The organism is Pseudomonas sp. JL27(2026) (genome assembly GCF_056933555.1).
Genome location: NZ_CM167794.1, coordinates 1,942,464 through 1,959,884 on the forward strand (window position 1 = coordinate 1,942,464; position 17,421 = coordinate 1,959,884).

The following is a 17,421-nucleotide window of genomic DNA, read 5'->3' on the forward strand; positions in this document are numbered from 1 at the left end:
CTTCAAGGAAAACTGCCATGACTGATGCCATTCGTTACGAAAAAGGGGCGGACCAGATCGTCGTCCTGACCGTCGACATGCCGGGCCAGAACGCCAACACCATGAACGCGGTGTATCGCGACGCCATGGCTGACTGCGTTGCGCGGTTGGTGGCCGACAAGGACATGATTGCCGGGGTGATCATCACGTCCGCGAAGAAAAGCTTCTTCGCCGGCGGTGACCTCAATGAGTTGATCAGTGTTGGCAAGCCTCAAGCCAAGCTGTTCTATGACATGGTGCTGTTGCTCAAAGGCCAGCTTCGAACATTGGAGACACTGGGAAAACCGGTGGTTGCAGCCATCAATGGGGCGGCGCTGGGCGGCGGTTGGGAAATCTGCCTGGCCTGCCATCACCGTGTTGCGCTGGACGATTCGTCCGTGCAAATCGGGTTGCCGGAAGTCACTCTGGGCCTGTTGCCGGGCGGCGGCGGGGTGGTGCGCATGGTGCGCATGCTGGGGCTGGAGAAAGCGCTGCCGTATTTGCTTGAGGGGAAGAGGGTTCGGCCGCAGCAGGCGCTGCAAGCCGGGCTGATTGATGAGCTGGCGGCCGATCGCGATGAGCTGTTGGCCAAGGCGCGCGCGTGGATTGTGGCCAACCCGGCGGTCAAGCAGCGCTGGGATGTGAGCGGTTACCAGATTCCCGGAGGCACGCCGTCCAACCCCAAGGTTGCGCAGATGTTGGCCATCGCGCCGTCGATCCTGCGCAGTAAAACCCAGGGCTGCATGCCGGCACCGGAGAAAATCCTGTGCGCGGCGGTGGAAGGCGCCCAGGTCGATTTCGACACTGCGCAGTTGATTGAAACCCGTTATTTCACCGAGCTGACCACCGGCCAGGTGGCGAAGAACATGATTGGTACCTTCTGGTTCCAGCTCAACGAGATCAATGCCGGTGGCTCGCGACCTTCAGGCTTTGCGCCTCAGGTGACGAACAAAGTCGGGGTGCTCGGTGCCGGAATGATGGGCGCGGGTATAGCCTACGTCAGCGCGGTGGCCGGTATCGATGTGGTGCTCAAGGACATCAGCCAGGCGGCGGCCGAGAAGGGCAAGGCGCATTCGGCGGCGTTGCTGGACAAGAAAGTCGCCCGCGGCCAGTTGAGCACCGAGCAGCGCGAGGCGACCCTGGCGCGGATCAAGACCACCGAATCGGATGCCGACCTGGCCGGCTGCGACCTGATCATTGAGGCGGTGTTTGAAGACCGCGAGCTCAAGGCCAAGGTCTCTAGTGCGGCACAACAAATCGTCGGCGCGCAGGCAGTGATCGCATCCAATACCTCGACCTTGCCCATCAGTGGCCTCGCCACGGCGGTGCCGGACCAATCGAAATTCATCGGCCTGCACTTCTTCAGCCCGGTGGAAAAAATGCCGCTGGTGGAAATCATCAAGGGCGCCATGACCAGTGATGAGACCCTGGCCCGTGGTTTCGATTTCGTCCTGCAAATCAAGAAAACCCCGATTGTGGTCAACGACAGTCGTGGCTTTTTCACTTCCCGAGTGTTCGGCACCTTCACCAACGAAGGTATTGCCATGCTCGGCGAGGGCATTTCGGCGCCGATGATTGAAACCGAGGCCCGCAAGGCCGGGATGCCGATTGGGCCGTTGGCGATTTCTGACGAAGTTTCCCTCAGCCTTATGAGCCACATCCGCCAGCAAACCGCCAAAGACTTGCAGGCCGAAGGGAAACCGCTGATTGAGCACCCTGCATTTGCCGTGATTGACGTGTTGCTCAACGAATACAAGCGTCCCGGTAAAACCGCAGGAGGCGGTTTCTATGACTATCCGGCCGGAGGCCAGAAACACCTGTGGCCAGGGCTGAAAACCCGCTTCGAGCAGGCTGACGGGCAGATTTCACCGAAGGATGTGCGTGATCGCCTGCTGTTCGTGCAGGCGATCGAAACCGTGCGGTGCGTGGAGGAGGGCGTGTTGACCTCGACCGCCGATGCAAATGTCGGGTCGGTCTTCGGCATCGGTTTCGCTGCCTGGACCGGCGGGGCGTTGCAGTTCATCAATCAGTATGGCGTGAAGGACTTTGTTGCCCGCGCCCAGTACCTGGCCGAGCAGTATGGCGAACGGTTTTCGCCGCCTGCGCTGTTGTTGGAGAAAGCGGCGAAGGCTGAACTGTTTTAAAGGCCGGGTGATGCATTCCGGGGCTTGCCTTGTGCCGGTGTTTCAAGGCAGGCTCTGGGGTGTTCATTATTCCCGTCACAGTGTCAGGTATTTTTTATGTCGCTACGCATTTGCATTCTGGAAACCGACATCCTGCGTCCAGAACTGGTCGATCAATATCAGGGCTATGGGCAGATGTTTCAGCGTCTGTTCTCGCAGCAACCCATCGCTGCCGAGTTCACGGTCTACAACGTGATGCAAGGCGACTACCCCGGCGATGAGCTGACCTTCGATGCGTATCTCGTCACTGGCAGCAAGGCGGACTCATTCGGCACCGACCCGTGGATTCAAACCCTCAAGACTTACCTGTTGGCTCGCTATGAGCGGGGCGACAAATTGCTCGGTGTATGTTTCGGTCATCAATTGCTGGCGCTGCTGCTGGGCGGCAAAAGTGAGCGCGCCAGCCAAGGTTGGGGCGTCGGCACCCACCATTACAAACTGGACGCCAAGGCGCCGTGGATGAGCCCTGTAATGGAAGAGCTGACGTTGTTGATCAGCCACCAGGACCAGGTCACTGAATTGCCGGAAAACGCCACGGTCATCGCTTCCAGCGATTTCTGCCCTTACGCCGCGTACCACATCAACGACCAGGTGCTGTGCTTCCAGGGCCACCCGGAATTCATTCACGATTACTCGCGAGCGTTGCTGGAAATCCGTCAGCAGCACTTGGGCGAGCAGGTCTACCAAAAAGGTGTGGCGAGCCTTGAGCACCAACACCACGGTGCCACCGTGGCCGAGTGGATGATGCGCTTCGTCGCCCATAAGCCGCAGGCTAAATCGGCTTAAGGTGTCATGCCGACGAGGAGCCTGGCGAGGGGGCAAGCCCCCTCGCCACAACAGCTTTTCAAAGCCATCCCGACCGCTTGAAGCTTGCCCATAACCCGACACACCCCACGGTAATGAACCCCAGTACCGAGAAGTAGCCGTAGTGCCAGCTCAACTCGGGCATGTTTTGGAAGTTCATCCCGTAAATTCCGGCAACTGCCGTCGGGAACGCCAGAATCGCCGCCCAGGCCGCGAATTTGCGTTGCACCACACTTTGCCGCGAGGCCTCCAGCAGCACGCCGATCTCGATGGTCTGGCTGGCGATATCGCGCAGGGTCGAGAGGTCTTCCATCTGCCGCGTGACGTGGATCTGCACATCCCGAAAGTACGGCCGCATGTTCTTGTCGATAAACGGAAAGCTCAGCTTCTGCAATTCTTCGCTGATTTCCACCATCGGCGCTGCGTAACGGCGCAGGCGCAACACGTCGCGACGCAAGCCGTGCAGGTTCTGGATGTCCCGTTCGTTCAGTGCGCTGCACAGCACGTTACGTTCCAGCTCATCGATCTCGGCATGAATTGCTTCGCCCATTGGCTGATAGTTTTCAATCACGAAGTCGAGCAGGGCGTAGAGTACGAAATCTTCGCCGTGCTCCAGCAATAGCGGACGCGCCTCACAGCGCTGGCGCACATGGGCGTAGGACGCCGAGTGGCCATTGCGGCACGTGATGATGTAGCCCTTGCCGGCAAAGATGTGGGTTTCGATGAACTCCAGCTTGCCTTCGTGCCGTACCGGCGAGTAAGTGACGATAAACAACGCATCGCCGAAGGTTTCCAGCTTCGGTCGGCTGTGCTTTTCTAGGGCGTCTTCAATGGCCAGTTCGTGCAGGTTGAACTGGCGTTGGAGGTTGGCCAGTTCCAGGGCGCTTGGCTCTTCGAGGCCGATCCAGACGAAGTGGCCAGGTTTGGCCGCCCATGCGGCGCCTTCATCAAGGGTGATATTGGTGATTCTCTTACCGGCGCTGTAGACCGCAGCCGCAACGACTCTACCCATAATTCTTATTCACTTCTTCTTGGCAAATGGCAGTGACAAGCAACGTGCAGCTTAGCCTGCCCTGAGGCTTGAGAGTCAGCAGAATCGACGAAGTTCGCCGACAAAAAGAAGCCCGCACGGGGCGGGCTTCATTCAGGCTGTTTGCAACTGCCGGTCCAGCGACTCGATGCACTCGCGCATCTGTTCGCGGCACTGGGCGATCAGCATCGGCATGTCGTCCAGGGTCAAGCCGGCAGTGGGGATGGCCGGTAGCGAGCGTATCAGGATCTTGCCACTGCGCCAGCGGTTCAGGCGCATGTGGTTGATGTAGCTGCTGACGCACACCGGCACAATTGGCACACCGGCAGCGATCGCCATCTGGAACGCGCCTTTCTTGAACGGCAGCAATTCCTCACCCAGATTACGCGTGCCTTCCGGGAACACCCAGATCGAGGTGTCCTTGTGCTGCAAGGTTTTGGTGGTAGTGAGCATCGACTGCCGCGCCTTGTGGGCGTTGCCCCGGTCGATCAGCACATTGCCCGCCAGCCAGAACAATTGCCCGAACAACGGCACCCACTTCAGGCTTTTCTTGCCGATGCACACGGTGCGTCGTGGCACGACGTTGCCGAGTACGAACAAATCGTAGTTGGACTGGTGGTTGGCGATCACCACACAGCTTTGCGTCTTGTTTGTCAGCGCCTCGACATCGCTCTTCACCCGCAAACGCAAAATGCACATCGCTGGCCACGCATAAAGGCGCGCGCACAAACGGCTGTTATCCGGATTGAATGGCCGGCACAGGCCCAGCAGGACACCAAGTACGCCCGCTATCGCAAAATGCAGACCCATCAATAACATGCGAAACAGATACAGCATTTACAGGCCCACCGGGACAAAAGGTGGCGCAGTGTACGGATGTGCACTGTTTTCGGCAATTGCCGCTATAGAAGTAGGAGATAGGCGATGTTTAAGCGCATGTTTCCGACGTATAGCGTCAGAAGCGATCTAGAGCGGCTGAAGGGCTGTAAACCGATCAGGTAAGAAAAAGCCCGACTCGCGGGTCGGGCTCTTCGTTGCGGCGTTTTTGGGCTTAACCCAGGTGTTCCTGATCCTGGATGATCGCGTTGTCCAGTGTTTCCAGCAGGGCCTTGCGTACCTTGAGCTTGGTGTTCTTGTGCGCAGTCATGTTGATCTTCTTCAACTGACGCGCTGCGGCCAGCGCGGCACCTTGCAGTTCTTCTGCAGAAACGACCTTGTCGAGGAAACCGGCATCCACTGCGCTTTGCGGGTCGAACATCTCGCCGTTGATGACCGAACGGTGGAACGCCGACTTGCGCAGACGATCACGGGCCAGTTCGATACCGGCGTGGTGCATGGTCATGCCGATCTGTACTTCGTTCAGGCCAATGCTGAACGGGCCGTCGACACCAATCCGGTAGTCGGCCGACAACAGAATAAACGCGCCCTTGGCCACCGCATGCCCAGGGCACGCCACAATCACCGGGAAAGGGTGCGATAACAGGCGACGGGCGAGGGTCGAGCCGGCGGTCACCAGGCTCACCGCTTCTTTAGGGCCGGCCGTCATCACCTTCAAGTCATAACCGCCGGACAAAATACCCGGCTGACCGGTGATGATCACCACCGCACGATCCGTCACTGCGCGATCCAGTGCAGCATTAAACGCGGCAATCACGTCCGGAGAGATGGCATTGACCTTACCGTTGCTCAAGGTCAGGGTCGCGATACCGTCTTCGAGGTGGTACGAAATCAACTCACTCATGACGCTATTCCTTGTATTGAAGTGGGGCAGACGTTACCCACCGCCGTAGGCCAGGTAAAGCGCCGTGACTGACCGGCCAGTCAGCCAATTCGTCCCTGCCAGGCGTCGCCGGCCATACGCACCACGCATTGCCCTCTATATAGAGGCATTCACCCGGCCGAAGATTGGCCGGTTTGCCCTGCCTCCCTCCGTACCAGAATCTGCGAATCGCTTAAGCGCATGAAAATTCTGAAAAAAAAGTTTGCCATCAGAAAAGCTTTCGACTACATTAGCGCGCCTCGACAGACAGAACTTGTTTGAAGAGATACGGTGAAGTGTCCGAGTGGCTTAAGGAGCACGCCTGGAAAGTGTGTATACAGGAAACTGTATCGAGAGTTCGAATCTCTCCTTCACCGCCAAATTCGATGAACACAAAACCCCTGATTTCGAAAGAAGTCAGGGGTTTTGTGGTTTCTGGCGTCTGAAAAAGGGCGATATGGGACTGGAGGGCGTTTTCCGCCGGCAGTGAGTGGATAACATCTGGTTAAGAAGTCAGCCCCATCCAGCTGACCGGGTTGCTTTCAATTGGCCATCATTTACGCAAGGAGCAGTAATGATGTCACTTGAGGAAGTTGAAGAAGTTATGCGCGTCCGTGATCCCCGCATGGCCGCTGTACATCCTAGGTTGGAAACAAAGAAGGCAGCTTCGGAAGATGTTGCGTCAGGGGATTCCAGGTTGACTGGGGTTAGATTGATGCCGTGTGCAGGAAGTGTTGCTAACGTATGAAAAGGTATTTTGTTGCTGAAGTCCTATTTCGAAGGCGCAACAAAATTCGCCTCTGAACACGAGGCAACCGTCTGTTAGCGAGGTTATTGTTGCGTAACAAGTGTGAGGAGATCTGTGTCCTCAAAGACGTGTGTGGGTGCCACTCGATCTGGACGGACCTTCGAATGCTGTGTGATCCGTTCTGGGTGCGCAGCGCCGCCGATGACCTGAAGGAATACATCGAGATTCCGAGGTCGTACCCCGAGCAGTCGAGATTGGGCGGTCAACGCCGGTCGGGTGCGCCCAAGCCCAGCGCGCTGGTACCGTGTTGACGCCAGAAAAGGTGCGAAATTTTTATTGTGGTTCTTAAGAGCGTTTAGTTTTAGAAAAATGGCATGGCACCGATCACCATTGACATCTTTCTTCACCCACTGGATGAGTTTGATAAATGGCGGATCGAAGCTATCCTCACCAAGGGCAGTGATCTTAATTATTTCCATATACGTGTTAAATATCTGGGCAGGAGCCAAGAGATATGACAGGGGAAGATCTGATTAGGGCTATAGAAAGCAACAAAGAACTCATGAAGTTGGATAATTGTCCTGCTGTGCCAGCCCAAATGAGCTGCGCTGTTTACGGGGCGGTGCAAGATGACGTTGGAAATGATGTCATTACAAATGATGCGAACATGAAGCGCCAAATCGATCAGGCAATTTTATTTAATCATGATCGCTCGCAGACAGCTGTTTGGCACTTTGATATTGCGGGATCAGCGGTTCCTCCTGCGAGACCAGCGGTTCATCACTTTGTCGTTATCCCTTGGTACAAGCCGTCTCAGGGGACAGCAATATATCCGAAAGTGTATACGGTATTTATGGCCTACGAAAAAAAATACATAGTGGATAGCTATGTCAAGCATACCAATCCAGCCCCTAGCGGGAGTAAAGGCTACAAGAAAGAATGGACGGAAAACGACTTAAGCACCATGCTCTCTGACTTGCTAACTCAGAGAAACGCTTGGGAAGACTATTTCGGTAAGGTTGGACCAGATCAGGCAGTTACAATCCGCTACTATAAATACAGAACAACAACACTAGACTCTGCAGTTTCCAAGGTAAAGCAATACAGCAAGCCCTGTAAGCAGAAGACTACTTGACCATCCTGGCGACTGCCTCACGCTTGGCCTGCGGTTACCCAAAGCCCACCTTGGTGGGCTTTTTTGCACTGCGGTGACCAGTCCCGAGCTATCTGACGTACCAGCGTGGTACTTTTTAGTTTAATTGTTATCGAGATAACAGTTAAGGATCAGGACAATGAACAGAGATCAACTCCAAGCCTCACACGTTGTCAGGCCGTCAGTTGTAACGTCGCCAAAGCCGAGTATATGAACCACGAATCTCGAACGCGTCTCTGGCGGGTGAATGCGGATAAAGAGCATGACTACTTACCTGAGGTTACTTAGAACGGTACCTGATTAGCTGCACATTTTTTATTCGCTAGCGTTCTTAGTGATGCTTTTTTCTGGGCTAGCCTGAAGCCTCAAGCAGCCAGGGTTGTTCGGATGCCTGCGATTGTCTAAAGCAGTTGTGCTGTTTGAGTCAATTAAGCCAAGGAGGCTTTGTGATGAGTGTGATGCCGAGATCCCACAAAGTAAGATCATGTGCAGTCAGCAGGGCAGGCATGTTCTTCAGGACGCTATTAGCTGTTGGCGCTCTGCTGTCTGCTATCAACATAACGTATGTCAGTGCGAAGGATAATGAAGTATCCGCTGTCGTGCACACGTTTAACCCGATCGAGTTGACGGTGCCGGCTAAAGATGACGCGCCGACGGCTGGAACCTACACCAGTATTCTTAATCAGATTCGCACGAGCTGGGCGGCGATTATCGCGGACCCTGTAGTGCGGGGGCGTGTATCGCAAACCATCCCTTCACCACTGTCCGGTATGGCGAGTTATGCCCGTCTTAAATTTAAAATGGGCAATGATGTTGTTGAATTCTATATTAAGCCGGAAAATTTTTACGTCGTTGGCTATGTGGTCGCGGGTAGATACTATGCGCTTCAGGGTGACCCTGTTCCAAGTGAGTTCAATAATCCGCAACTGTTGGTGCGGTTGCCGTTTAAAGGGGATTATCAATCTTTAGGGGATAGCGATGGTAGTAAGAGGAAAACCATAAAATACAGTTGGGTTGAGCTTCAGAGTGTGCTGGTTCCACTTGTCAAGAAACCAGGTGATGAAGCGGTATCCAAAAAAGCACTGATCACAATGGTTCCGATGTTTATGGAAGGGGCACGTTTTAAACCGTCTATAGGCACTAGAATAAGTGCCAATATAGTGGGTATGGGTACCAAGGCTCCCCTCACCGATGCCGACCTGCAGTTGATGGACAATTGGAGCAAATTGAGTAAGTTTGGGTTTTCGGTGTTGAAAACAGCGACACCGCCGATTACGGTGCATGGAAAAATCTATAAGACATTCGATGACGTTGCCGGGGATGTGGCCGCTTTTCTCATTACGCAGAAGAACAGGGCTGACTCAATGGTCATGACGTCGAGGCAGCCCGAGGTTGTTGATTGACAGGTTGTGAGATGTCCAGACCACCAAGGCTGATGATCACTGTGTAGGGAGCGGGGACGGATTGATTTGTTGTCGGGTGCCAATGACCTGGTTCCAAAAAATCTTCCCCATTCCCACCTTAATACCCTCCACCACCCCCTCCGCTGGAAGGCTCCCTGGCCTTTTGCTGCATGCGACTCCATTCCGCGCAGGTCATAAAACTCTTGTGATCCACTTTGCCGTTGCCATCGAAGCTGACATTAAAGGTCTGTTTTTGCCCTGCCTGCGTGAGCACGTAGTCAAAGCAGGTGCCGAGTTCGACCGTGCGATCACTGATTGCTAGCGGTTTGCCGCCGATTTGCTGGACCTGGTCCTGGCTCATGCCCATTTGGACTTTTGCGACCAGCGGTTGGTCCCGATAGACCTGCGAGTTTGAGCTGCATCCAGTTAGTGCGCACAACATGGCGATCAGTGTAAATAGAGCGGTGCTCATGATCGGGCTCCCGTGAGTGAGTGTCGCGAAGAGACTCTTGGGTGCATCAATAGAATTAAAGTCGAGTTCGGCGGCACGCGCCGACTAATCTATGAACCGCTGTGAGAGGTGTCGGTGTGTCCGGGAAAGGCGGGCAACAAAAAGCCCACGTTGAGTGGGCTGTTTGTTTGGGGCGCTGGTTCCGTCAGCGGTTTAGAGTGTGCTCCGCGGCCTCGGCGCAAGCAACGACGAGGCGACGAAACGCCTGGGCTGGATGCGCGGCTGACGAACGGAGAGGGAAGGGCAGGCCGTTGAGCGTCCGCTTTCTATTTCGCGGGGACGGCCTCTGATCATTCAGGCCGCTTTAGGCTGATTTGGCGTTGCGCTGATACTGGATGTCTGCCAAAGGTCGCGTTACATTTCGTGTTTTCAGGGCAAGGAACAAATATGCGGATTTTGATTGGGACGCTTGCTGTTTTCATGCTGGCGGGATGTTCTTTGCCGGCATCGCTGGTGCCGGGTGAACCCAATGTCAGCAAGCTCACTGCCAAGGCACCCAAGGAGTATGCCTTGTGTGTGCTGCCTGCCTGGCAGCGCGAAATTCCCAAGACGACTCAAACCACGATTACAAACGGGTACCGGATCACGGCGCCGAGCATTGTCACCGCCGATGAGATTCTGGACATCGTGAAGTCGAAAAACGGCAGTCGGATTTCGCTTTATCAGGGGCCGCCATGGGCCAAGACAGGTGCTCTGAAGAAGTCAGTGAACGACTGTTTGTAGCTCATGCATGAGGCATCAGCAGAGTGCCGCAAGGTTTGATCCGCAGGTCGGGCAGAAGCCCCTCCACTCGCTGCGGATCATCTTGTAAACCTCGGGTTGGCTTACTTAAATGTGCAACCAGGCCAGCGCGCCCAACACAACGCTGACACCCGCGGCGCTGTAGGCGACCCGCTTCAGCCATTCCTTGCGCGTCAACAAGGTGATTGCCGCCAAAGAAATAGCGATCTGAATGGCTGTCATCGCTTGCGCCCAGCGGTGATGCTGGTGCAGTACCTGTTCTGACTTCTCATCCCACTCCCGGGATTGCGCTTCCAGTGCCTCGGCTTTTTTACGCACCTCTTCTTTCTCGGTTTTGTAGCGCAGCGCTTCGGCGGTGTAGTGCGCGGCATCGAGACCGGGTATGTGAATGGCCAGCTCGGAGAGGTTCTGCCGGCTGGATTTGGCCTGGTAGTAATTCCACTCGTTGGCGGCTTCGGTTTTCATGATGGCGGCGTTGTTTTTGTTCATTGCCGCTTCACTTTCCGTGGAACCCGCCTGGTAGCTGAGCATGGCGCCGATGGTGGCCATGATTGCCGTCATCACCGCTATCTTGCTGGCGAAACTGTCCCCTCGGGCGTGGGCGTGCTCGGTGGCGTGTTCAACGTGTTGCTCGTGGGGGCTGGGCACTTCGAAGTCGTCTGGCATGGACGTAGGTCTTTGGGGAATCAAGTATCAAATTGTAACTGCAGAGGTCGCTGAAGGCGCTCCCTCAATGAGCCACCGTCGAGGTTTAGTTGCTGGAAAACATGAAGTTTTCACCATTCTCCGACGAGAGCCCTACAACTCCGGGTCCAAGCTCTGCGGCGCCCTTGGTTGAGCACCTCGTGGCTCAGGCAAAAGCAGGATCCAAAGGGTAACGTTGACGCAAATCCCGATAACGATAAACGCGCGTGTAATCCACTCATTCAGGAGTTACCTATGTCCATCGGAGCCGTATCGGTTTCAACCCCGGTGATGATCAACGGGCAGAGTTCAGCCCAAAGTCAGCCCAAGGCACCAGGGGATCAGGCAGCAGCAGCCGTTGCTTCTACTCCGGTCGCGAGTAACGTTGCGGCCGCAGTGAAAGAAGCAAACGAGACCGCAGCGCAAACCGCGCAAGAGGCTGGACATGGTGATCACCAAGCCCTGCGGTTGATGCACAAACACCACCATCAAGCGGCAAGCACTGCGACACCGTCCAGCGCACCGGCTTCTGGCGTGGTGAATGGCAGCGGGCAAATTACCGGGGAACTCATCAACACCAAAGCTTGAACCTGGACGTAACGACAGAGTTGGCAGATCCTGCGCAAGCAGGGTTTGCCCACTGTGCTTAGACCGGCGGCCAACGGCTGGGCAGTTCACTGATCGTCCAAGTCCGGATCGACATAATGCTGCAAGCCCTCAACCAATGCATCGAAGGTCGTGCGGCACCGTGGGCTGTTGCGCAAGTCCTCATGCATCGTGACCCAGGTCTCCAGCCCCAATGAAAACGACTGCGCCAGTACGCGTTGCAGTGCTGGGTTACGGTTGGCTAACGGGACTTGGCAGACGCCAATACCCGCCCCGGCGCGAATCAGCGCCAACTGCGCAAGATCGCTGTCACTGCTGAGCGAGAAATGCGCGCGATCAAGTCTTTTCAAGGTCAGGCCAAGGCTGCGGATGAAGGCGTTCGGCTTGTCGTAACCAATGATCGAGTGAGTCGCCAGTTCATCGAGGTCATGGGGCGTCCCGTGTTGGTTCAAATACTCGGTGTGAGCGTGCAGCCCCAATTCGATTCGCCCGATTCGGCGTGCCACGAGTTGTTCCTGATGTGGGCGAATCATGCGCACTGCGATGTCGGCTTCGAGTTGCAGAAGGTCCAGCACACGGCTGCTCAGCACCAGTTCTACTTTCAGCGCCGGGTGTTGCTGGCGAAGTTGCGCGATGATTGGCGGCAGGACCTCGACGCCGATGATGTCGCTCGCTGAAATCCGTACTACCCCGCGTGCGCTTGTGCCTTGGCTAGAAGCTGCCCGCTCCATGGCAGAGGCGGTGTTGTCCATGGTTTGGGCATGGGCGCGCAGGGTCAGTGCTACCTCAGTGGGGATTAGCCCCGATCTTGATCGCGTGAACAAGGCAACGCCCAAGCCTTTTTCGAGCGCGGCGATGTGCCGGCCAACCGTTGGCTGTGTAATGTCGAGCATGCGCGCCGCGCCCGACAGCGAGCCTTCCTGGAGTACGCCGAGGAAGGACCGATAAAGCTCCCAGCCAATAGTCGATGCCATGCATAAATGTATAGCGGCACGTTGATCTTCTGCAATTTATCTATAGAGCCTGTTGGCCCAGCATTGATCCATCGATAGCGCTGGGGAGTAGGGTATGAACCGTAACAAGGTCTTGGTGCTGGGAGCGAGCGGAGGGATTGGCGGGGAGGTGGCGCGTCAGCTCAAGGGCGCTGGCTGGGAGGTGTGTGCGCTGACGCGTCGCACGGATCAAAGCATGGGTGTGACCTGGCTCAGTGGCGATGCGTTGAATCGGCGGGACGTTGTCGAGGCGGCAAAGGGCTGCTCGGTGATTGTTCATGCGGTTAATCCGCCGGGCTATCGACGCTGGTCCGAACAGGTGCTGCCAATGCTCGACAACACCATTGCGGCGGCCATGGTTGAAGGTGCAACCATCGTGCTGCCAGGCACGGTCTACAACTTCGGGCCTGATGCCTTTGTGAGTCTGCATGAGGAGTCACCACAGCACCCGCAAACGCGCAAAGGTGCTATTCGGGCCCGGATGGAGCAGCGTTTGCTTGAGGCCACTGACAAGGGCGCTCGTGCGTTGATCGTGCGCGCCGGTGATTTTTTTGGCCCCAGGGCCGGCAACAGCTGGTTCTCCCAAGGCCTGGTTCGTCCAGGCAAACCTGTCGGCACGGTGAGTTATCCGGGTGAGCGGGGCGTCGGCCATCAATGGGCCTACTTGCCTGATGTTGCGCGAACCCTGGTCGCGTTGCTGGAGCGCCGCGACACGCTTGATGCCTTTGCCCGATTTCATATGGCCGGTCATCTTGACGCGGACGGTACTCAGATGAGCCGTGCGATCCAGCGAGTGGTTTTCCAGCGCACGGGCAAGACGCCGCGTGTTACAGCGTTCCCGTGGTGGCTGTTGCGCATGGCTTCGCCGTGGGTTGTCACATTCCGCGAAATGCTGGAAATGCGGTACCTGTGGCGCACCCCCGTGATCATGGGTAACGGGAAGCTCATCGACGTGCTGGGGCAGGAGCCGCACACGCCTCTGGACGAGGCGGTTGAAGTGGCGTTGACGGGAATGGGGTGCCTGAGCCCGGCGCCTTGAATGCACGGATCTTCGGGAGGGCTCAGTTTGAAATGACCGTTCTGTTTCGTCCGCTGGTCTTGGCGATATACAGCGCCTTGTCAGCGGCAATGACCAGGCTGTCGGGGGTATCAATATCCGCTCCCGGCGAAGCGCTCACGCCGAAGCTTGCGGTGACCTTGCCGAGGGGCGACAGGCTATGTTCCAGCTCGGCGTCTTCGAGCGTGCGGCGAATTTTCTCGGCCAACAGAAAGGCCCCGACATAGTCCGTGTTGGTCAACACGACGGCAAACTCTTCTCCGCCGTATCGAGCGGCCAGGTCGCCGGATCGGTTGACGCACTCTCGGATGATTGCACCGACGGCCTTGAGGCAGCTATCACCTTTCACATGGCCATAGTGGTCGTTGTAGCTCTTGAACAGGTCGATGTCGATCATGATCAGGGCCACGCCATCGAGCTTGCGTTTTGCCCGACCGATTTCTGCCTCCAGGAACAAGTCGAACTGGCGTCGGTTGGACAGGCCCGTCAGGCCATCCTGCAAGGCCAGCAGTTCAAGGTTTTTATTGGCTTCGATGTAGCTCTTCTGAGAGGTCTGTAGCTCTCGTTGCACCTGGATTTGCAGGCTCATGGCTTTGATCAGGCGATAGCCGAGAAAACTGAGAATCAGGAGCAACGTGGCGGATATGACAAAACTTGCAAACGACTCCCTTCGCCAGTCGGTCAATATTTCGTTTCTGTCAAAAGCAGCGATCACAACCAGTGGGTAGCCCTGGATTCGACGAAAGCCGATTACCCGTTTTACACCGTCAATAAATGATCTGATGGTCGCAGTCCCGAATTCGACGTCGGGAGTCAACAGGGCAAATACTTCGCCTTTTGCGATGTTCGTGCCGATATCCGTGTCACGGAAGGGGCGACGTACCAGGATTGTCCCATTGGTATTGATCAGGTTGATGATGCCATTGCTACCCATGTCAACGCCGTTGTACAGGCCCAGGAAATAGTTCAGGTAAATGGTCGCGATCGTCACCCCGGCAAAGCTGCCATCGGGATGATTGATTCGGCGCGAAATGGTCATCACCCAATCATTGGTTGAGCGGCTGCGTATTGAGGGGCCCAGGTAAGGTCCCGCATCGGGATGGTCGCGGTGATAAATAAAGTAATCACGGTCCGAGTTGTTGGCGCCGGGGGGGATTATCCCGTTGGAGTTCAGAAGCCAGCGTCCCTGTTCGTCATAGATGAAAAAACCATGTATTTGCGGCAGTCGCTTTTGTTGAACTTTGAGCAGTTCCTCAAGTTTTTTCAGGCTGGCTGGAGCTGCACCTTCGGTTTCCAGACGATCTTTGATGCTGACGAGCACCGTGTCGGCCTGGGTCAGTGTGCCTTCTATGTTGGAAGACAAGGTCCGGGCCAGGTTTGACATCTCGGTTTCTTTGTCATGCAGGTGATATTCCAGGGAGGTGAAAATCCCCCAGATGCTGACAACGATCAGCGAGAGGCACACGGCGGCGATGAATAGAACGACGTGGCCTACTTTGAGCTTGGCGTCTGCCCACTCCGTAGCAAATAGCGACGATCCTTTGGTCAGCATTGAGTACCGGTCCTGGACTCGAATAATTGGGAATGAGCATAGTTGCTTTTCGGGGCCTGGAGCGTGTTTTGGCGGCAGTAGAGACAGGGCGGTAGGTGGGCATTTTTAGAGGGGGCAGTTTTCGGTCAACGCTGTGATGATTGGGGGGGAGAGATCGGGGGTTGCCGATGGATTTGGACTGCGCTGGCTGCTGGCCTGGATTTCACACACGAAGTGATCGCGTTGCCGGTTCTTGGCGGTGAGGTCCACTGTCAGCTGTTTCGCAGCTGAGGAGCACTGCTCATACGCGTCAGGTGCCTTCCAGTGCTCGATGAGGATTACCTGGCAGTCGGTACGGGAAGCGTCGGTGCATAGATAAAGCAGCAAGAAGACGGTCATGAAACCTCCTGTCGGGATACGCTCATGGCCATGGCGGCTGGCTTAACCCGGATCGGAATATGACTAAGTATGGGCGTCCCTTCAGCTTCGGCCAGCCGAGCGGCGTTCATTACGTCAACGGGCGGTGCAACCTGCGCCGCATGGCCATCGTTGTGCTGGTAATATCGCGTTTTTTCGTCGGCCAACTCCCAAGGATTCATGGCTGCCGATACCCAGCAACTGAAGGAATGTTTTCATGATCGTCACCACCACCCACGCCATCGAGGGTCGTCAGATCGCGGCCTACCTGGACATCGTCAGCGCCGAATCCGTGCAGGGCATCAACGTTGTTCGAGATGTGTTCGCCGGGATGCGGGACTTTTTTGGCGGTCGTTCCCAGACCCTGGAGCGGGCATTGAAGGAGGCGCGGACCCAGGCCACCGATGAGATCAAGGAACGGGCACGTGGCCTTCAGGCAGATGCTGTGGTGGGCCTGGATTTCGAGATCAGTATGCCTTCTGGCAAAGGCGGAATGGTCGTGGTGTTTGTGACCGGAACGGCAGTGAAGCTCAAGTAAGACTAGCGGGTTAGCGTCTGTCAGAAAGATGCGAGCGCAGCGTACATTCTGTAGGGCCATTCGTCGGGCCTTTTGATTTTGAATGATCGGTCTGAGAATGACCGACTAGTCTCAAAAGCCTTGAGGGGCGGTATTTTCCAGGTAATCCATTGTTTGCCGATGCCGCCCTGCTGGAAGGGGCCAAGAGATGAACAACCGATACATTGAAGATGACGGTGCGGAGTATCCGGTCAACAACTGTGTGCAGTGTGGTCAGACGGATTATGTTGCAGGGTTTGGTGAGACACCGACCAAGCCGGGCCAGGCCAGGTTGCCCGTGGTGGCAAAAAAAACGGCCAAGCCGTTCATGCCCAAGGTCGCCGCTCCTGTCAGGAAGTAACCCTAAGGTCGAGTAAACCCCGCCATTGAACGCGGGGTTTTTTGTGCGTGTCGTTTGGCTGAAAGTCTGGGAGTCTTGTTGCGCGGTGTACGGGCCTTTGAACGGTAGGAGTGCATTTTTTCACGCTTCTTTCACAAGTGCAGACGTAGTCTCGGCTCATCCGTTAGAAAGCAATTCCATTGGCCCGTCTCCCCAGCGGGCTTTTTTTTGCTCGCGATTAAACTCTTTGCGTAATTGCTGTCCAACAGTCGCGATCAGCGGTGTGGGTGCACGTATTGGTTTATCCTTGCCGCGTTCAAGCATCCGATTTCTTACTGTTCAGTACTCTTTTTGAGGTTCATGTCATGCGTTTAACTCTGCCTGCTCTGGTTCTGGGGCTTTTGGTCGCTCAAGGTGCAATGGCTGCCGGTGATGGCACCGCAGCATTGGGCGGTGGCCTGGGTGGTGCGCTGGGTAATGTGGTCGGTCAGAAAATGGGCGGCAGCACCGGCGCGGCGATTGGTGCTGGCGTTGCGGGTGCGGCGGGCAGTGCGGTTGCGGCGCGCAAGGGCAGCCGGACTAAAGCGGCCATCGGTGGCGGCGTCGGCGCGGCTGGCGGCTCTGTGATTGGTAACTCGCTGGGTGGCAAGAACGGCGCCACCATCGGCGCAGGCCTGGGCGGCGCAGCGGGCGGCGCGGTAGGCAGCAGCATGGGCAAGAAGCACAAGGGTCACTGATCCTGACGGAATGACACAAAAGCCCGGCTCACTGCCGGGCTTTTGCATTCCAGATCACCCAACCCCAGGCTCTGTACGAAAACTGCCTGCGTGTCGATCATGCTGCGTTAAAAACAGGCTCGGAATGCTCATTTACAACCCGTAAACTCCG

At 56.2% G+C, this 17,421-nt stretch carries 19 protein-coding genes and 1 tRNA gene; 11 read left to right on the forward strand and 9 right to left on the reverse strand.

The features are described 5' to 3' along the window. Nucleotides 1-17 precede the first annotated feature (17 nt). Nucleotides 18-2,162: a 3-hydroxyacyl-CoA dehydrogenase NAD-binding domain-containing protein gene (locus tag AC1Z1G_RS08830; RefSeq protein WP_483626462.1), complete on the forward strand. Its 2,145-nt coding sequence runs from the start codon at nt 18-20 to the stop codon at nt 2,160-2,162. A 96-nt stretch (nt 2,163-2,258) separates the two neighbouring features. Beyond that, nucleotides 2,259-2,987 (forward strand): amidotransferase, encoded by a 729-nt coding sequence (locus AC1Z1G_RS08835; RefSeq protein WP_483626464.1) that lies wholly within the window; start codon nt 2,259-2,261, stop codon nt 2,985-2,987. Nucleotides 2,988-3,045: 58 nt separating this feature from the next. On the opposite strand, the gene AC1Z1G_RS08840 is transcribed toward AC1Z1G_RS08835, so the two are convergent. The 3 genes from AC1Z1G_RS08840 to AC1Z1G_RS08850 all read right to left on the reverse strand — a co-directional run bounded on the left by AC1Z1G_RS08840 (nt 3,046) and on the right by AC1Z1G_RS08850 (nt 5,776). Beyond that, nucleotides 3,046-4,017, reverse strand: coding sequence for a magnesium and cobalt transport protein CorA (locus tag AC1Z1G_RS08840; RefSeq protein ID WP_483626466.1), 972 nt, complete (start codon nt 4,015-4,017; stop codon nt 3,046-3,048). Between the two features lie 132 nt (nt 4,018-4,149). Next, nucleotides 4,150-4,872, reverse strand: coding sequence for a lysophospholipid acyltransferase family protein (locus AC1Z1G_RS08845; protein WP_483626468.1), 723 nt, complete (start codon nt 4,870-4,872; stop codon nt 4,150-4,152). Nucleotides 4,873-5,086: 214 nt separating this feature from the next. Beyond that, entirely contained in the window at nt 5,087-5,776 is a 690-nt protein-coding gene (locus AC1Z1G_RS08850; RefSeq protein ID WP_483626469.1) for a crotonase/enoyl-CoA hydratase family protein, read from the reverse strand. A gap of 308 nt (nt 5,777-6,084) precedes the next feature. Here AC1Z1G_RS08850 and AC1Z1G_RS08855 point away from each other — a divergent pair. The 3 genes from AC1Z1G_RS08855 to AC1Z1G_RS08865 all read left to right on the forward strand — a co-directional run bounded on the left by AC1Z1G_RS08855 (nt 6,085) and on the right by AC1Z1G_RS08865 (nt 9,098). Beyond that, nucleotides 6,085-6,174: transfer RNA gene (locus AC1Z1G_RS08855), tRNA-Ser, on the forward strand. An 882-nt stretch (nt 6,175-7,056) separates the two neighbouring features. Next, entirely contained in the window at nt 7,057-7,677 is a 621-nt protein-coding gene (locus tag AC1Z1G_RS08860; RefSeq protein ID WP_483626471.1) for a hypothetical protein, read from the forward strand. 524 nt (nt 7,678-8,201) lie between these two features. Further along, entirely contained in the window at nt 8,202-9,098 is an 897-nt protein-coding gene (locus AC1Z1G_RS08865) for a ribosome-inactivating family protein (RefSeq protein ID WP_483626473.1), read from the forward strand. A gap of 118 nt (nt 9,099-9,216) precedes the next feature. Here AC1Z1G_RS08865 and osmE read toward each other — a convergent pair whose 3' ends face one another. Then, nucleotides 9,217-9,570, reverse strand: coding sequence for an osmotically-inducible lipoprotein OsmE (gene osmE, locus AC1Z1G_RS08870; RefSeq protein ID WP_483626474.1), 354 nt, complete (start codon nt 9,568-9,570; stop codon nt 9,217-9,219). A 426-nt stretch (nt 9,571-9,996) separates the two neighbouring features. On the opposite strand from osmE, the gene AC1Z1G_RS08875 reads away from it, so the two are divergent. Next, the gene (locus AC1Z1G_RS08875; protein ID WP_483626476.1) at nt 9,997-10,332 is read left to right on the forward strand and encodes a hypothetical protein; all 336 of its coding nucleotides are present in this window, start codon (nt 9,997-9,999) and stop codon (nt 10,330-10,332) included. Between the two features lie 105 nt (nt 10,333-10,437). On the opposite strand, the gene AC1Z1G_RS08880 is transcribed toward AC1Z1G_RS08875, so the two are convergent. Next, complete coding sequence (locus AC1Z1G_RS08880; RefSeq protein WP_483626478.1) at nt 10,438-11,016, reverse strand: DUF4337 domain-containing protein; 579 nt, start codon at nt 11,014-11,016, stop codon at nt 10,438-10,440. A gap of 273 nt (nt 11,017-11,289) precedes the next feature. Between AC1Z1G_RS08880 and AC1Z1G_RS08885 the strand changes: the two genes are divergently transcribed. Further along, entirely contained in the window at nt 11,290-11,622 is a 333-nt protein-coding gene (locus AC1Z1G_RS08885; protein ID WP_483626480.1) for a hypothetical protein, read from the forward strand. A gap of 86 nt (nt 11,623-11,708) precedes the next feature. On the opposite strand, the gene AC1Z1G_RS08890 is transcribed toward AC1Z1G_RS08885, so the two are convergent. Then, nucleotides 11,709-12,614 (reverse strand): LysR family transcriptional regulator, encoded by a 906-nt coding sequence (locus AC1Z1G_RS08890; RefSeq protein ID WP_483626482.1) that lies wholly within the window; start codon nt 12,612-12,614, stop codon nt 11,709-11,711. A gap of 94 nt (nt 12,615-12,708) precedes the next feature. On the opposite strand from AC1Z1G_RS08890, the gene AC1Z1G_RS08895 reads away from it, so the two are divergent. Next, nucleotides 12,709-13,671 carry an NAD-dependent epimerase/dehydratase family protein gene (locus AC1Z1G_RS08895; protein WP_483626484.1) on the forward strand — a complete coding sequence of 321 codons (963 nt, stop codon included), beginning with the start codon at nt 12,709-12,711 and terminating at the stop codon, nt 13,669-13,671. A 22-nt stretch (nt 13,672-13,693) separates the two neighbouring features. On the opposite strand, the gene AC1Z1G_RS08900 is transcribed toward AC1Z1G_RS08895, so the two are convergent. Then, nucleotides 13,694-15,241, reverse strand: a complete 1,548-nt coding sequence (locus AC1Z1G_RS08900) for a sensor domain-containing diguanylate cyclase (protein ID WP_483626486.1) — start codon at nt 15,239-15,241, stop codon at nt 13,694-13,696. Between the two features lie 105 nt (nt 15,242-15,346). After that, nucleotides 15,347-15,619 carry a hypothetical protein gene (locus AC1Z1G_RS08905; RefSeq protein ID WP_483626488.1) on the reverse strand — a complete coding sequence of 91 codons (273 nt, stop codon included), beginning with the start codon at nt 15,617-15,619 and terminating at the stop codon, nt 15,347-15,349. A gap of 235 nt (nt 15,620-15,854) precedes the next feature. Between AC1Z1G_RS08905 and AC1Z1G_RS08910 the strand changes: the two genes are divergently transcribed. After that, a complete protein-coding gene (locus AC1Z1G_RS08910) occupies nt 15,855-16,175 on the forward strand; it encodes a YbjQ family protein (RefSeq protein WP_483626490.1) in 321 nt (106 codons plus the stop codon). A 187-nt stretch (nt 16,176-16,362) separates the two neighbouring features. Then, a complete protein-coding gene (locus tag AC1Z1G_RS08915; protein ID WP_483626492.1) occupies nt 16,363-16,554 on the forward strand; it encodes a hypothetical protein in 192 nt (63 codons plus the stop codon). A 156-nt stretch (nt 16,555-16,710) separates the two neighbouring features. Here the strand turns inward: AC1Z1G_RS08915 and AC1Z1G_RS08920 are convergent, their stop codons facing one another. Continuing rightward, entirely contained in the window at nt 16,711-16,857 is a 147-nt protein-coding gene (locus AC1Z1G_RS08920) for a hypothetical protein (protein ID WP_483626494.1), read from the reverse strand. 41 nt (nt 16,858-16,898) lie between these two features. On the opposite strand from AC1Z1G_RS08920, the gene AC1Z1G_RS08925 reads away from it, so the two are divergent. Then, nucleotides 16,899-17,270, forward strand: coding sequence for a glycine zipper domain-containing protein (locus tag AC1Z1G_RS08925; protein WP_483626496.1), 372 nt, complete (start codon nt 16,899-16,901; stop codon nt 17,268-17,270). Nucleotides 17,271-17,421 lie beyond the last annotated feature (151 nt).

Coding starts and splice junctions, on each gene's coding strand:
- AC1Z1G_RS08830 (WP_483626462.1), top strand. CDS start 18: ATGACTGATGCCATTCGTTACGAAAAAGGGGCGGACCAGATCGTCGTC.
- AC1Z1G_RS08835 (WP_483626464.1), top strand. CDS start 2,259: ATGTCGCTACGCATTTGCATTCTGGAAACCGACATCCTGCGTCCAGAA.
- AC1Z1G_RS08840 (WP_483626466.1), bottom strand. CDS start 4,017: ATGGGTAGAGTCGTTGCGGCTGCGGTCTACAGCGCCGGTAAGAGAATC.
- AC1Z1G_RS08845 (WP_483626468.1), bottom strand. CDS start 4,872: ATGCTGTATCTGTTTCGCATGTTATTGATGGGTCTGCATTTTGCGATA.
- AC1Z1G_RS08850 (WP_483626469.1), bottom strand. CDS start 5,776: ATGAGTGAGTTGATTTCGTACCACCTCGAAGACGGTATCGCGACCCTG.
- AC1Z1G_RS08860 (WP_483626471.1), top strand. CDS start 7,057: ATGACAGGGGAAGATCTGATTAGGGCTATAGAAAGCAACAAAGAACTC.
- AC1Z1G_RS08865 (WP_483626473.1), top strand. CDS start 8,202: ATGTTCTTCAGGACGCTATTAGCTGTTGGCGCTCTGCTGTCTGCTATC.
- osmE (WP_483626474.1), bottom strand. CDS start 9,570: ATGAGCACCGCTCTATTTACACTGATCGCCATGTTGTGCGCACTAACT.
- AC1Z1G_RS08875 (WP_483626476.1), top strand. CDS start 9,997: ATGCGGATTTTGATTGGGACGCTTGCTGTTTTCATGCTGGCGGGATGT.
- AC1Z1G_RS08880 (WP_483626478.1), bottom strand. CDS start 11,016: ATGCCAGACGACTTCGAAGTGCCCAGCCCCCACGAGCAACACGTTGAA.
- AC1Z1G_RS08885 (WP_483626480.1), top strand. CDS start 11,290: ATGTCCATCGGAGCCGTATCGGTTTCAACCCCGGTGATGATCAACGGG.
- AC1Z1G_RS08890 (WP_483626482.1), bottom strand. CDS start 12,614: ATGGCATCGACTATTGGCTGGGAGCTTTATCGGTCCTTCCTCGGCGTA.
- AC1Z1G_RS08895 (WP_483626484.1), top strand. CDS start 12,709: ATGAACCGTAACAAGGTCTTGGTGCTGGGAGCGAGCGGAGGGATTGGC.
- AC1Z1G_RS08900 (WP_483626486.1), bottom strand. CDS start 15,241: ATGCTGACCAAAGGATCGTCGCTATTTGCTACGGAGTGGGCAGACGCC.
- AC1Z1G_RS08905 (WP_483626488.1), bottom strand. CDS start 15,619: ATGACCGTCTTCTTGCTGCTTTATCTATGCACCGACGCTTCCCGTACC.
- AC1Z1G_RS08910 (WP_483626490.1), top strand. CDS start 15,855: ATGATCGTCACCACCACCCACGCCATCGAGGGTCGTCAGATCGCGGCC.
- AC1Z1G_RS08915 (WP_483626492.1), top strand. CDS start 16,363: ATGAACAACCGATACATTGAAGATGACGGTGCGGAGTATCCGGTCAAC.
- AC1Z1G_RS08920 (WP_483626494.1), bottom strand. CDS start 16,857: ATGCTTGAACGCGGCAAGGATAAACCAATACGTGCACCCACACCGCTG.
- AC1Z1G_RS08925 (WP_483626496.1), top strand. CDS start 16,899: ATGCGTTTAACTCTGCCTGCTCTGGTTCTGGGGCTTTTGGTCGCTCAA.